Consider the following 13,347-nt stretch of genomic DNA (forward strand, 5'->3'; position numbering starts at 1 on the left):
CGCGTGATCGAAGCGCTCATCCTCGGTTTCGTCCAGGGACTCACCGAGTTCCTCCCGATCTCCTCGAGCGCGCACCTGCGCATCCTCGGCGAGTTCCTGCCCGGCGCCCAAGACCCCGGAGCAGCGTTCACCGCCATCACGCAGCTCGGCACCGAGACGGCCGTCATCGTGTTCTTCTGGCGCGACATCGTGCGCATCATCTCGCACTGGTTCGGCTCGTTCACCGGGCGCGTGCCCCGCAACGACCCCGACGCGCGCATGGGCTGGCTCATCATCATCGGCTCGCTCCCGATCGTCGTGCTCGGCCTGCTCTTCCAGGACGCGATCGAGACGACGTTCCGCTCGCTGTGGATCGTCGCGACCATGCTCGTGGTCTTCGGCCTGATCCTCGGCCTCGCCGACTGGGCGGGTGCCAAGCGCCGCAAGCTCGAAGACCTCACGGTCGGCCACGGCATCGTCTACGGGTTCGCCCAGGCGCTCGCGCTCATCCCGGGCGTCTCGCGCTCGGGCGGGTCGATCACCGCCGGCCTGTTCCTCGGCTACGAACGCGGGGCGGCCGCACGGTACGCGTTCCTGCTCGCCATCCCCGCGGTCTTCGGCAGCGGCCTCTACCAGCTCGCCAAGAGCTGGGGCGAGCCGTCGGTCTACAACCTCGTCGAGACGGCGGCGGCGACCCTCGTCGCGTTCGTGGTCGGCCTGCTCGTGATCGCGTTCTTCATGAGCTACATCTCGAAGCGCAGCTTCCTGCCGTTCGTGATCTACCGGGTGCTGCTCGGCGGCACGCTCTTCGTGCTGCTCGGCACGGGCGCCATCCAGCCCTGAACCTCGCGAGACCCGAGCGGATGCCGCGACTCGGCCGATCCCGCCGCCGTGGCGTCGCACCACGATCGGCCGCGCAGAACCCGAACGGTTGCCGCGCTCAGGCGTCGCGCGGACGCCTGGGGTCGTCGCGCGGACCTTCGCCGCGCGGCGGCGTGCCCGGCCCGCCCGGCCCGCTCGGGCCATCGGGTCCATCGCCGCGACGACGCAGGTACCGCTCGAACTCCTGGGCGATCGCCTCGCCGCTCGCCTCGGGCGCGTCGACCGCGTCGCGCGCCTGCTCGAGCTGGGTGATGTAGCCGGCCATGTCCTCGTCGTCGGCGGCGAGCGCGTCGACCCCCGACTCCCACGCCTTCGCCTCGTCCTCGAGGGTTCCGCGGGGGATGCTGAGGCCGGTGAGCTCCTCGATCTTGCCGAGCAGGGCGAGCACCGCCTTGGGGGAGGGCGCGTTGTGCACGTAGTGCGGCACCGACGCCCAGAGCGAGACCGTCGGGATGCCCGCGCGCTCGGCCTGGTCGGCGATGATGCTGAGGATGCCGACGGGACCCTCGTAGCTCGAGCGTTCGAGCGAGAGACGCTCGCGCACCTCGCGGTTGTCGCTCGAGGCGAAGACCGAGAGTGGGCGGGTGTGCGGGGCGTCGGCGAGCATCGCCCCGAGCAGGATCACGCCCTCGATGTCGGCGGCGAGCGCCTGGTCGACGAGCTCGGCCGCGAAGCCCTTCCAGCTGCGGGCGGGTTCGGCGCCGAGCAGCACGTGCAGGGTCGCGGCACCCGGACCGGTCACGCGCTCGTCATCGGCGTCGTCGTCGGGCGACGGCTGGTCGTGGACCGGGCCGAAGGCGGCAGGGCGCGCACCGGCCGGCCCGTAGAGCGCGGCGCCCGGCCATTCGATGCGACGCGAGCCGTCGTCGGTCTGCACGACCGTGGGCCGGGTGAACTGGTAGTCGAAGTAGAGCTCGGGGTCGACCGCGGCGATCTCGACGAGCGCGAGGCGCTCGGAGAGCAGCTTCGCCGCGCCGGTCGCCGCCTCGCCGGCGTCGTTCCACCCCTCGAATGCGACCACGAGCAGTCGTCCACCCTCGAATCCGGCCGCTTGATCCACGCCTGATGCCCCACTCTCCGCCCGGTGCAGACCGGGTCGTCTCCAGAATAGGCCGTGCCCGTAGACTTGACGGTTGTGACCACACGACTCCCCGCCGCCGTCCTCTGGGACATGGACGGCACCCTCGTCGACACCGAACCGTACTGGATGGCCGCCGAGGAGGAGCTCGTCGGGTCGTTCGGCGGCTCCTGGACGCATGACGACGCCCTCCAACTCGTCGGCAGCGGCCTCTGGGAGTCCGCGGCGGTCTTCCAGCGCCACGGCGTCTCACTCGACGCCGATGCCATCGTGTCCCGGCTCACCGACCGGGTGCAGCAACTGCTGAACGAGTTCGGCGTTCCGTGGCGGCCGGGCGCCCGCGAGATCCTCGAGGCGCTGCGCGAGGCATCCGTGCCGATGGCGCTCGTGACCATGTCGGTGCGTTCGATGGCCGACGACGTCATCTCGCAGATCCCCTTCCACGCGTTCGACGCGATCGTCACTGGCGACTCCGTGACGAACGCGAAGCCGCACCCAGAGCCCTACCTGGTCGCCGCGGCCGAGCTCGGCGTCGACATCGCCGACTGCGTCGCGTTCGAGGACTCGCCCCCCGGCGTCGAATCGGCGGCGGCCTCGGGCGCCGTCACGGTCGGCGTCCCGAACATCCTCCCCCTCGACGACTCGCCGGCGACGGTGCTCTGGTCGAGCCTCGCGGGGCGCACGGTGGCGGATGTCGCCGCACTGACCGATCTTCGAAAGGCAAGCGCATGACCGAGCAGAGCCGGGGCGAGCGCAGCGGCCCCTTCCTCGTCGGCGATCGCGTGCAGTTGACCGGCCCCAAGGGCCGCATGCACACCATCACCCTCGAACCGGGCAAGATGTTCCACTCCCACAAGGGACTCCTGGCCCACGACGACCTCATCGGCCGGCCAGACGGCTCGGTCGTGAAGAACCAGGTCGGCATCGAGTACCTCGCCCTGCGGCCGCTGCTCAGCGACTTCGTCATGTCGATGCCGCGCGGGGCCGCGATCGTCTACCCGAAGGACGCCGCGCAGATCCTCGCGCAGGCCGACATCTTCCCGGGCGCGAGCGTCGTCGAGGCCGGCGTCGGCTCGGGTGCGCTCTCGCTCTGGCTGCTCCGCGCGATCGGCCCGGCGGGTCGGCTCATGTCCTTCGAACGTCGTGAAGACTTCGCGAGCGTCGCGCGCGGCAACGTTGCGACGTTCCACGGCGCCGACCCCGAGAACTGGTCGATCACACTCGGCGATCTCGCCGAGGCGTTGCCAGAGGTCGCGCCCGAGGCATCCGTCGACCGCGTCGTGCTCGACATGCTCGCACCGTGGGAGTGCCTCGATGCGGTGGGCACCGCGCTGAAGCCCGGCGGCGTGCTGCTCTGCTACATCGCCACGGTCACGCAGCTCTCTCGCGTCGCCGAGGCGATCCGCGCGACGGGGGAGTACACCGAACCGCAGTCCTCCGAGACCATGGTGCGCGGCTGGCACGTGCAGGGTCTCGCCGTGCGCCCCGACCACCGCATGATCGCCCACACGGGGTTCCTGCTCACGGCTCGCCGGCTCGCGCCCGACACGATCCTCCCCGAGCTCAAGCGCCGCCCGTCGAAGACGGAGTTCAGCGACGAAGACGTCGAGGCCTGGACCCCCGGCGCCCTCGGCGAACGCCAGGTCAGCGACAAGGCGCTGCGCCGGCGGGTCAGGGCGGCGGATGCCGCGGCCACGCGTTCGCGCGACGGAGAACCCGCTCGTGCCGATGCGATCGACGAGCCGGCTGTGGACGGCCCCACCGAACCCTCGGGCGAAGCCGAGTAGGCTTCTCCCGTCCCGAATCGGACCACCCCCAACGCGACCCACGAAGAATCGAGGATCAGTGCGCTCGTCTCTCGCACTCATCGCCACGGCCGGCCTCGTCGCCGTCGCCCTCACCGGCTGCGCCACCGCGCCCGCCCCCGAGGCGTCGCCCGGCGACTCCTCCGCGGCGGTCACCGTCACCGGCAAGTTCGGCGACGAGCCGAAGGTCTCGTTCCCGACGCCGCTCGAGCCGACCGAGACGCAGTGCACCGAGATCGTCGAGGGCAACGGTCCGCTGATCGAGGCCGGTCAGTTGGCACTCGTCGGGTTCGCGGTCTACAACGGGGCCACCGGCGACCAGCTCGTCGCACAGGGCTTCGACGAGGCCGTGCCGCTCGCGACGAACGACCAGCCGATGGTCGGCTTCACCAAGGGGCTCACCTGCGCCCGCGAGGGCTCGCGGGTCGCGGTCGTCATCCCCCCGAAAGACGGCTTCGGCCCGAACGGCAACCCGTCGCTCCAGGTCGAGCCGACCGACAGCCTCGTGCTCGTCATGGACGTCGAACGCGCCTTCCCGGCGCGGGCCGACGGCACGCCGCAGCTCACGCGCGACGGCTTCCCGGCCGTGGTGCTGGCACCCGACGGCCGCCCCGGCATCACGGTCCCCAAGCAGGACCCGCCGAAGTCCCTCCAGCAGGAGACCCTCCTCGGCGGCTCGGGCCAGGTCGTCGAAGACGGCGACACGGTGGTCGTCAACTACACCGGCGTCCTGTGGGACGACGGCACGGTGTTCGACTCGAGCTGGGAGAACGGCGCGCCCGTCACGTTCGCGGTCGGCACCGATGCCCAGGTCATCCCCGGCTTCTCGAAGGCGATCGTCGGCCAGAAGGTCGGCTCGCAGGTCGGCGTGATCATCCCGCCGTCCGAGGGCTACGGCGACCAGGGCAACGCCAAGGTGCCCGCGGGCTCGACGCTCTTCTTCGTCGTCGACATCCTGGGCGTGATCTGATCACGTTCGTTCGCGCGGCCGGGCGACCGGCCGCGCAGGCGTCGGTAAGATCGCACCTGTGACCGGTTCCCGAGCAAGGCCAGACGTGAAGATCCCGGTCGAGGACCGCCTGTTCTCGCTCGTCCTCGCGCTGCTCGCGACCGAGACCGGGCTCCTCAAGGCCGAGATCCTCTCGACCGTGCGCGGGTACGCCGAGCGCTACGAGAAGCACGGCGGCAACGCCAACCTCGAACGCCAGTTCGAGCGCGACAAAGACGAGATCCGCGAGCTCGGCATCCCGCTCGAGACCGTCGAGTCGCCCGACCGCCCCGGCGACAATCAGGCGCTGCGCTATCGCATCCCCAAGGGCCAGTACGACCTGCCAGACGAGGTGCGCTTCACGCCCGACGAGCTCGCGCTGCTCGGCCTGGCGGGCGAGGTCTGGCGCGGCGTCTCCCTCTCCGAAGACTCCCGGCGCGCGCTCACCAAGATCCGCGGACTCGGCATCGAGCCGCGCGAGCCCGTGATCGGCTACGCGCCGAGGCTCAGGGTGCGCGACGCCGCATTCGAGCCGCTGCGCGTGGCCCTCGACCGCCACCAGCAGGTGCGGTTCCAGTACCTGAAGCCGGGGGAACTGGCGCCCCGCAAGCGGCGCGTGAACCCGTACGCCGTCGTGCTGCACGAGGGGCGCTGGCACCTGCACGGCCTCGACGTCGACGCCGACGGGCTCCGCACGTTCCTGCTGTCGCGCATCGTCGGGCCCGTCGAGGTGCTCGCCAACCAGACGTTCGAGGCTCCGCCCGAGGGCGTGCAGGACCGAATCCTGGCCGAACTCGACGAGCTCCGCCTGAGCAACGCCGCCGACCTGGCCGTCACGGCCGGCAGCGACGCCGAGGTTCGCCTCGGCAAGCGCGCCGTGCAGGGCGATGAAGACGCCGGAGTCATCCGCCTGCACTTCACCGACGTCGACGCGTTCGCCGACGAACTGGCCGCGTTCGGCCCCGAGGTGCGGGTGCTCGCGCCCGACTCGCTCCGCGCCGCGGTACGCCATCGGCTCCGCGTCGTCGCCGAGGCCCACGGCGCATCCGAGCAGGAGGCAGGCCGATGAGCCCCAAGCGGCAGGCGCTCCGCGCGCCCGACAAGCTCGTCTTCCTGCTCTCGCTCGTGCCGTACCTCATCGAGCAGCAGGTGGTCGGCGTCGACGAGGCGGCCGCCCACTTCGGCGTGCCAGAGGAGCAGATCCGCGAGGCGGTGCGCCTCATCGCCATGTCGGGTCTGCCGGGCGACACGGGCACGTACCAGTCCAACGACCTCTTCGACATCGACTGGGACGCATTCGAAGACGACGACGAGATCGTCATCGTGCACCACGTCGCGATCGACGAGGCCCCGCGCCTCGCCGCGCGCGAGGCGGCCGCACTCATCGCGGGGCTGCAGTACCTCGCCGCACTGCCCGAGAACGCCGACAGCAGCGCCCTCTCCTCGCTCATGGCCAAGCTCAGGGCGGGCGCGTCCGCCACTCCGTCGGGCCTCGCGATCGCCGAACCCGCGGCCGATGCCTCGCTCACCCGCATCCGCGAGGCGATCACGGGCGGCCGCCAACTCGAGTTCGACTACCTGAACGCGCTCGGCCAGGGCGGCCGGCGTCGCGCAGATCCGCTGCGCATCCTCTCCCAGGACGCGGACTGGTACCTGCAGGCCTACTGCCACACGCGTGAAGACGTGCGCAACTTCCGGGTCGACCGCATGAGCGCACTGGTCGTCACCGACGAGCCGGTCGCCGACCACGCAGGTCTCGAGGTGCCCGAGACGCTCTTCCAGGGTTCGTCGTCCGACCTCGACGTCGTCGTCGACGTCGCAGCCGAGGCCCTGCCGCTGCTCGCCGACTACCTCGCCGATTCGTCCTCGCAGCACGTGGGCGACCGGCTTCGCGTCACGCTCCGGCTCGCGCACGTCCACGGGCTCAAGCGCCTGGTCGCCGGGCTTCCGGGGCTCGTGACCGTGGTCGCCCCCGCCGAGGCGCGCAGCGCCGTCGCCGACTGGGCATCGGCCGGGCTTCGCGGCTACGAGGAGGCATCCGTCCCCGAGCCGTGAGGGGCGGGTCGCCCGAACAGGTAGACTCGCAGCCACATCCCCGTCAGAATTGGACGCCGCATGTTCGCAAACCTCACCGGATGGCACTTCCTGATCATCCTGGTCATCATCCTGCTGCTCTTCGGCGCGCCCAAGCTTCCGGCGCTCGCGCGGAGCCTCGGGCAGTCGATGAAGATCCTCAAGTCCGAGGTGCGCGACCCCGAAGCCGACGCCAAGCCGGGCACGGAACCCGAATCCGGCGACGACGGCCCGAAGAAGCCCGATTCCCCGTCGGGCGCCTGACCCCATGTCCGCGACGACGGCTCGCGGAGAGAAGAACCGTGAGCGCCGCATGTCGCTCGGCGCGCATCTGATCGAACTCCGCAAACGTCTCTTCATCGCGGCGATCGCGATCGTGGTCGGCGCCATCATCGGCTGGGTGCTGAACGACCTGTTCGTCTGGAATGCGATCCAGGAGCCGGTGCAGAACGTGGCGAAGGCTCAGGCCGAGGCGTACGCGGCCGCGCACCCGGGCGAGAAGATCCCCGACACGGCGACGATCGTCTTCCCGACGATCTCCAGCGGGTTCGACCTCCGCCTGCAACTGGCGTTCACGATCGGCCTGGTCATCTCGAGCCCCGTCTGGCTCTACCAGATCTTCGCGTTCCTCGTCCCCGGGCTCAACACGCGCGAGCGCAGGTTCACCCTCGGCTTCTTCCTCTCGGCGATCCCGCTGTTCCTCGCGGGCTGCGCCGCCGGGTGGTTCGTCCTGCCGAACATCGTGAAGCTCATGACGAGCTTCGTGCCCGAAGGTGCCGAGACGTTCCTGACGGCGAAGGAATACCTCGACTTCGTGCAGAAGCTCGTCATCGCGATCGGCATCGCCTTCGTGCTGCCGGTCTTCATCGTGCTGCTGAACTTCGCGGGAGTCGTCGGCGCCGCGTCGATCATCAAGTCCTGGCGCATCGCGATCCTCGTCATCGTGCTGTTCACCGCCATCGCGACCCCGTCGGCCGACGTGGTCTCGATGTTCATGCTCGCGATCCCTATGATCGGGCTCTACTTCCTGGCCTGGTTCATCGCCTACCTGCACGATCGCCGTGTCGAGCGCCGAAACAGCGAGGAGTTCGGCGCGCCTGTCTAGGCTGAGGGGGTGATGAGCCTCTCGCCGGCCGAACGGTACGCCCTCTCGCGCGAGCAGCGCCGACGCCCAAGACTGCAGGACTTCGCCGCCGCGCAGCGGTTCGATCTCGACCCCTTCCAGCGCGCGGCTTGCGGTGCCCTCGACGAGGGTCGCAGCGTGCTCGTCGCCGCCCCGACGGGCGCGGGCAAGACCGTGGTCGCCGAGTTCGCGGTGTACCTCGCCATGCAGGACCCGGGTTCGAAGGTCTTCTACACGACCCCGATCAAGGCCCTCTCGAACCAGAAGTACCAGGAGCTCGTCGAGGCATGGGGCGCCGACGACGTCGGCCTGCTGACCGGCGACACGAACGTGAACTCGAACGCGCGCATCGTGGTCATGACGACCGAGGTGCTGCGCAACATGCTCTACGCCGAGTCGCCGACGCTCGACCGGCTCGCCTACGTGGTCATGGACGAGGTGCATTACCTGGCCGACCGGTTCCGGGGCGCGGTCTGGGAGGAGGTCATCATCCACCTCCCCGAGGCGGTGCGGCTGGTCTCCCTGAGCGCGACGGTGTCCAACGCCGAGGAGTTCGGCGACTGGCTGCAGGCGGTGCGCGGCGACACCGACGTGATCGTCTCCGAGGACCGCCCGGTGCCGCTCGAGCAGCACGTGCTGGTCAAGGCGAAGCTTGTCGACCTGTTCGACTCCTCGGGACAGGCCGCGACGAACCGCGTCAACCCCGAGCTCATGCAGCTCGCGCGCGCGGGCGGCCGTTCGATCTCCTCGCGCTCGGCTCGCGGACGCCGTGGCGGCGATCGCGGTCGCTACCACCAGGGCGGCGGGCAGGGCACCGGACGCATCGATCGCCCAGACGTCGCGGAGCTCCTGCACGGCAAGCACCTGCTTCCCGCGATCTTCTTCATCTTCTCGAGAGCGGGCTGCGACCAGGCCGTGCGCCAGGTGCTGCGCTCCGGCATCCGTCTCACCGAGACATCCGAGCGGGATGAGATCCGAAGCATCGTGGAGTCGCGCGTGCAGATGCTGCGCGACGAAGACCTCGCGGTGCTGGGCTACTGGGACTGGCTCGAGGGGCTGCAGCGCGGGGTCGCCGCCCACCACGCCGGCATGCTCCCGGCCTTCAAGGAGGTCGTCGAGGAGCTGTTCCAGAAGAAGCTCGTCAAGGCCGTCTTCGCGACCGAGACGCTCGCGCTCGGCGTCAACATGCCGGCGCGGTCGGTCGTGCTCGAGAAGCTCGAGAAGTTCAACGGCGAGGCGCGCGTGCCCATCACGCCGGGGGAGTACACGCAGCTCACCGGCCGCGCCGGCCGACGCGGCATCGACGTCGAGGGCCACTCCGTGATCCAGTGGGTCGACGGGCTCGATCCCGAGTCGGTCGCGGCGCTGGCCTCCCGCCGCAGCTACCCGATGAACTCGAGCTTCAAGCCGACGTACAACATGGCGGTCAACCTCGTCGACCAGTTCGGCCGTGAGCGCACCAGGCAGATCCTCGAGCTCTCGTTCGCCCAGTTCCAGGCCGATCGCGCCGTCGTCGACCTCGCGCGCACCCTCCGCAAGCAGGAGGAGTCGATGTCCGGCTACGAACAGGCGATGCAGTGCCACCTCGGGGACTTCGCCGAGTACGCGGCCATCCGGCGCCGCATCGGCGACCTGGAGCGCCAGGCCTCGAAGGGCAACTCGACGCATGCCCAGCGCGAGCGCATGCAGCGCGACCTCGTCGCGGCGCGCAAGCAGATGCGCGCCCACCCGTGCCACGGCTGCGCCGAGCGCGAGCAGCACGCCCGTTGGGCCGAGCGCTGGTGGCGCCTGCACCGCGAGCACGAGCAGCTCTCGCGACAGATCCACAGTCGCACGGGGGCGATCGCCAAGCGGTTCGACCGGGTCGCCGAGGTGCTCGAGATCCTCGGCTACTTCGAGCGCGCCGCCGACGGATCGCTCGTGTCCACGTCGGCCGGCCGCATCCTGAAGCGCATCTACGGCGAACGCGACCTGCTCGTGGCGGAATGCCTGCGGCAGGGTCACTGGAACGGCCTCGATGCGCCGTCGATGGCCGCCATGGCCGTCTCGCTCGTCTACGAGCCGAGGCGCGACGACCGCGGTGAGCAGTTCCGGTTGCCGCGTGGGCGGTTCCGCGACGCGTTCGATCGCACCACCGACGTCTGGGCGAACCTCGACGACCTCGAGCGCGACCACCGGCTCGCGGGCAGCGAGGTGCCGTCACCGGCCCTCGCGACGGCCATGCACGCCTGGGCGAGCGGCGCCGGCCTCGGTGCGGTGCTGGGCGACACCGATCTCGCCGCGGGCGACTTCGTGCGCGTCGCGAAGCAGGTGGTCGACCTGCTCGACCAGATCTCGATCGTGGCCGACGCCGAGCTCGGGGCGACCGCGCGCGCCGCGATCGACCAGGTGCGACGCGGCGTGGTCGCATACGATGCGGCCGGCTGACCGACCGGCTCGACCGGTTCGATCAGCACCGCGGCGCACGAAGGACCGGCTCTCCAGCGCGTTCCGGAGCACGCCCCGGGGTCGCCTAGGCTGATCGGGTGCCCCTCCCGAGACCCGTGCTGCCCCTCTGGGCGGCTGTCCTCGCGGCGGTCGCCGGAGGACTCGTCTACGACCTCGGATTCCCGGGCGTCTCCTGGTGGCCGCTCGCCTTCGTCGGCATCGCGTTCGCGCTGGTCAGCCTCATCGGCCGCTCCGCATGGGGCGCGGCGCTCGTCGGGCTCGCGTTCGGCCTCGCCTTCTACCTGCAGCAGGTCTCGTGGACCGCGCTCTACCTCGGACCGGTGCCGTGGCTGGCGCTCTCGATCCTCGAATCGCTGTTCGTCGCCGGCGGCGGCGTGCTCATCGCACTCGCGTACCGATGGGTGCCGCGCGCGAGCGATGCGACCTGGGTGCGCGTGCTCGTGCTCCCGGCGCTCGTGGCAGGCCTCTGGTGCCTGCGTGAGTCCGTCGTCGGCACCTTCCCGTACGGCGGGTTCCCCTGGGGCCGCGCGGCGCTGAGCCAGTCGGAGAGCCCGTTCGCCGACGTGGTCTCCTGGGCCGGCAGCACCGGCCTCGGCTTCGTCATGGTCTTCATCGTGGCGGGCACCATCGAGTGGGTCCGCCTGGGTTCGCGCCGGGGCATCCGCTCCGCCGTTCCGGTCGTCGTGGTCGCCGTCGTCGCGATGCTCGTGCCCGCCTGGCAGACGACGGATGCCGGCACGCTCCGCGTGGCGAGCGTGCAGGGCAACGGGCCGGCCGGGTACTTCGACGAGCGCGAGTCGGGCGACGTGCTGCTGTCGCAGCTGGATGCCACCCAGCCGGTGCTCGACGAACCCGACGTCGACGTGCTCCTGTGGCCCGAGGGCGGCTCCGACATCGATCCGACGCGATCCGACCGCGTCGCCGACGTCTTCGACCGCCTGAGCGAGCGCATGGGCGCGCCCGTGCTCCTGAACACGGTGACGGTCGAGGGCGACGACGAGGCGAGCGCACAGTACTTCAACACGTCGATGCTGTGGCGCGACGGCGAGGGCGCCGTCGCCACGTACGACAAGCGGCATCCGGTGCCGTTCGGCGAGTACATCCCCGACCGCGACTTCTGGTACTCGCTCGCACCCGATCTCATCGGGCTCGTGCAGCGCGGCTACACGCCCGGAACGAACCCGCCGGTCTTCGACCTCGGCGACGCGGTCACCGGCCTCGCCATCTGCTTCGACGTCATCTACGACGACCTCATCTGGGAGGGCGTGAACGACGGCGCCCAGGTGTTCATGTTCCAGACGAACAACGCCGATTTCCGCGGCACCGACGAGAACGAGCAGCAGTTGGCCATCGCTCGGCTCCGCGCGATCGAGACCGGCCGATCCGTGGTCAACATCTCGACCGTCGGCACGAGCCAGGTGATCGATCCGTCGGGGCGCACGATCGATTCGCTGCCGGCCTACGAGCCGGGCGCGATGGTGACGGATGTCGCGCTGCGCGATGGCTCCACGCCCGCCGTGAGCATGGGCGTCTGGCTGCCGTCGGTGCTCGTCTGGGGTGCCGCGCTCGGACTGATCGCCGCAGGCGTGCTCGCGCGGCGTCGCGGACGCACCGACCTGGCAACGGATTCGGCCGGGGTCGCGGATCCCGACGCGAAGACCCCCTGACGCGTAGGGCACCGACGCGAAGGTGCACTGAAGACGTGTGCCCGGAAACGACGAACGCCGCCTCCGAACGGAGGCGGCGTCGACGGGCGGAACGGCTCAGGCGCTCTGCTTCTGACCGCGACGGGCGCGGAGGAAGGCGAGTCGCTCTTCGAGCAGTTCCTCGAGCTCGGCGCGCGTACGGCGCTCGAGCAGCATGTCCCAGTGGGTGCGGGCGACCTTCTCGCCCGAACGGTCGATCTCGACCGGCTTCGAATCCACGAGGAGCGTGGCGGGTGCACCGCAGTTGCGGCACTCCCACTCCTCGGGGGTTTCGGCTTCGGCCGAGAAGATCATGACCGTCTCGTGGTTGCAGGCCGCACAGCGGTACCTGAATTCAGCACGCTCGGCGAAGATCACTCCGTCTTCGCTCTGCAGGCTCTGAGCGCCGATGCGCATGCCTCGTAGGCTCCGGTCTGCCATGGCGAGCTCCTCTCGATCGTCTCTAGGTATAAACGATCAAGCTGGGCATTCCCCTTCCGCGGGCTGGGTGATTGCCGGGGAATTCTCAGTTTTCGCCCGAGATCAGCGCCAGGGCGCGGTCGGCGCGATCGGTGACGAGTCCGTCGACGCCGATCGCGAGCAGCCGTGCCATGTCGCTCGGGTCGTTCACGGTCCAGACGTGCACCTCCGCGCCGGCGCGGTGCACGACGTCGACGAACCGGCGGGAGACGATGCGCAGCGGCCCGAACCGCTCGGGCACCTGGAGGGCGGCGGCACCGCGCAGGCCGCGCCGAACCAGCCCGGGGGAGCCGAGCCACGATGCGAGCAGCACGCGGATCACGCCCGCCTGGCCCGTCGACGTGACGACGCCGGGCACGAGTTCGGCGAGCCGTCGCCGTCGCGCATCCGAGAAGCTCGTGAGCAGCACCCGATCGGATGCCGCGGCGGCACGGATCACCTCGACGACCGGTTCGACCGCGTCGGCGACCTTCACGTCGATGTTGAATCGCGCCTCGGGGAACGCCGCCAACGCCTCGGCGAGCGTGGCGAAGGTCTGCCCGGACCCCAAGTCGATCTCACGGAGCTCGTCGATCGTCAGTGCGGCGACGGCCTCGCTGCGACCGGCCGCGATGCGTTCGATCGTGTCGTCGTGGGCGATGACCACCACGCCGTCTCGCGTGAGGCGCACGTCGGTCTCGAGGTATCCGGCACCCACCGCCAGGGCGTGCTCGAACGCGAGGGGGGTGTTCTCGGGCGCCTCGACCGCGAGCCCTCGATGCGCGAGGACTCGCGGCCTCGGCGCATCGAGGTAGGTCGAGGCCACG

Annotated in this window: 13 protein-coding genes; 10 read left to right on the forward strand and 3 right to left on the reverse strand. The window is 70.5% G+C overall.

The annotated features are described in order from the left end of the window. Positions 1 to 3 precede the first annotated feature (3 nt). Entirely contained in the window at positions 4 to 822 is an 819-nt protein-coding gene (locus AC3IPY_RS09910; protein ID WP_489184127.1) for an undecaprenyl-diphosphate phosphatase, read from the forward strand. A 97-nt stretch (positions 823 to 919) separates the two neighbouring features. On the opposite strand, the gene AC3IPY_RS09915 is transcribed toward AC3IPY_RS09910, so the two are convergent. After that, entirely contained in the window at positions 920 to 1,921 is a 1,002-nt protein-coding gene (locus AC3IPY_RS09915) for a proteasome assembly chaperone family protein (protein WP_489184128.1), read from the reverse strand. Between the two features lie 75 nt (positions 1,922 to 1,996). Between AC3IPY_RS09915 and AC3IPY_RS09920 the strand changes: the two genes are divergently transcribed. From AC3IPY_RS09920 to lnt, 9 genes are all read left to right on the forward strand, one after another. After that, positions 1,997 to 2,671: an HAD family hydrolase gene (locus tag AC3IPY_RS09920; protein WP_489184129.1), complete on the forward strand. Its 675-nt coding sequence runs from the start codon at positions 1,997 to 1,999 to the stop codon at positions 2,669 to 2,671. After that, positions 2,668 to 3,726 carry a tRNA (adenine-N1)-methyltransferase gene (locus AC3IPY_RS09925; RefSeq protein WP_489184130.1) on the forward strand — a complete coding sequence of 353 codons (1,059 nt, stop codon included), beginning with the start codon at positions 2,668 to 2,670 and terminating at the stop codon, positions 3,724 to 3,726. The genes AC3IPY_RS09920 and AC3IPY_RS09925 overlap by 4 nt, the downstream gene beginning before the upstream one ends. 58 nt (positions 3,727 to 3,784) lie before the next feature. Next, on the forward strand, positions 3,785 to 4,714 hold the full coding sequence (locus AC3IPY_RS09930) for an FKBP-type peptidyl-prolyl cis-trans isomerase (RefSeq protein ID WP_489184131.1): 930 nt from the start codon (positions 3,785 to 3,787) through the stop codon (positions 4,712 to 4,714). A gap of 58 nt (positions 4,715 to 4,772) precedes the next feature. Continuing rightward, a complete protein-coding gene (locus AC3IPY_RS09935; RefSeq protein WP_489184132.1) occupies positions 4,773 to 5,801 on the forward strand; it encodes a helix-turn-helix transcriptional regulator in 1,029 nt (342 codons plus the stop codon). Next, positions 5,798 to 6,787, forward strand: a complete 990-nt coding sequence (locus tag AC3IPY_RS09940) for a helix-turn-helix transcriptional regulator (protein WP_489184133.1) — start codon at positions 5,798 to 5,800, stop codon at positions 6,785 to 6,787. Before AC3IPY_RS09935 ends, AC3IPY_RS09940 begins: the two co-directional genes overlap by 4 nt. 60 nt (positions 6,788 to 6,847) lie before the next feature. Further along, entirely contained in the window at positions 6,848 to 7,069 is a 222-nt protein-coding gene (gene tatA, locus AC3IPY_RS09945) for a twin-arginine translocase TatA/TatE family subunit (protein WP_489184134.1), read from the forward strand. Between the two features lie 4 nt (positions 7,070 to 7,073). Continuing rightward, positions 7,074 to 7,910 carry a twin-arginine translocase subunit TatC gene (gene tatC, locus AC3IPY_RS09950; protein ID WP_489184135.1) on the forward strand — a complete coding sequence of 279 codons (837 nt, stop codon included), beginning with the start codon at positions 7,074 to 7,076 and terminating at the stop codon, positions 7,908 to 7,910. A gap of 12 nt (positions 7,911 to 7,922) precedes the next feature. Then, on the forward strand, positions 7,923 to 10,355 hold the full coding sequence (locus tag AC3IPY_RS09955) for a DEAD/DEAH box helicase (protein WP_489184136.1): 2,433 nt from the start codon (positions 7,923 to 7,925) through the stop codon (positions 10,353 to 10,355). A gap of 98 nt (positions 10,356 to 10,453) precedes the next feature. Then, the gene (gene lnt / locus AC3IPY_RS09960; RefSeq protein ID WP_489184137.1) at positions 10,454 to 12,043 is read left to right on the forward strand and encodes an apolipoprotein N-acyltransferase; all 1,590 of its coding nucleotides are present in this window, start codon (positions 10,454 to 10,456) and stop codon (positions 12,041 to 12,043) included. 96 nt (positions 12,044 to 12,139) lie between these two features. On the opposite strand, the gene AC3IPY_RS09965 is transcribed toward lnt, so the two are convergent. Together AC3IPY_RS09965 and AC3IPY_RS09970 are read right to left on the reverse strand one after the other, a co-directional pair. Then, positions 12,140 to 12,502 (reverse strand): RNA polymerase-binding protein RbpA, encoded by a 363-nt coding sequence (locus AC3IPY_RS09965; protein ID WP_156997917.1) that lies wholly within the window; start codon positions 12,500 to 12,502, stop codon positions 12,140 to 12,142. Between the two features lie 85 nt (positions 12,503 to 12,587). Continuing rightward, entirely contained in the window at positions 12,588 to 13,346 is a 759-nt protein-coding gene (locus AC3IPY_RS09970) for a glycerophosphodiester phosphodiesterase family protein (RefSeq protein ID WP_489184138.1), read from the reverse strand. Between the last annotated feature and the right edge of the window lies 1 nt (position 13,347).

Source organism: Agromyces sp. GL_144 (genome assembly GCF_057834305.1).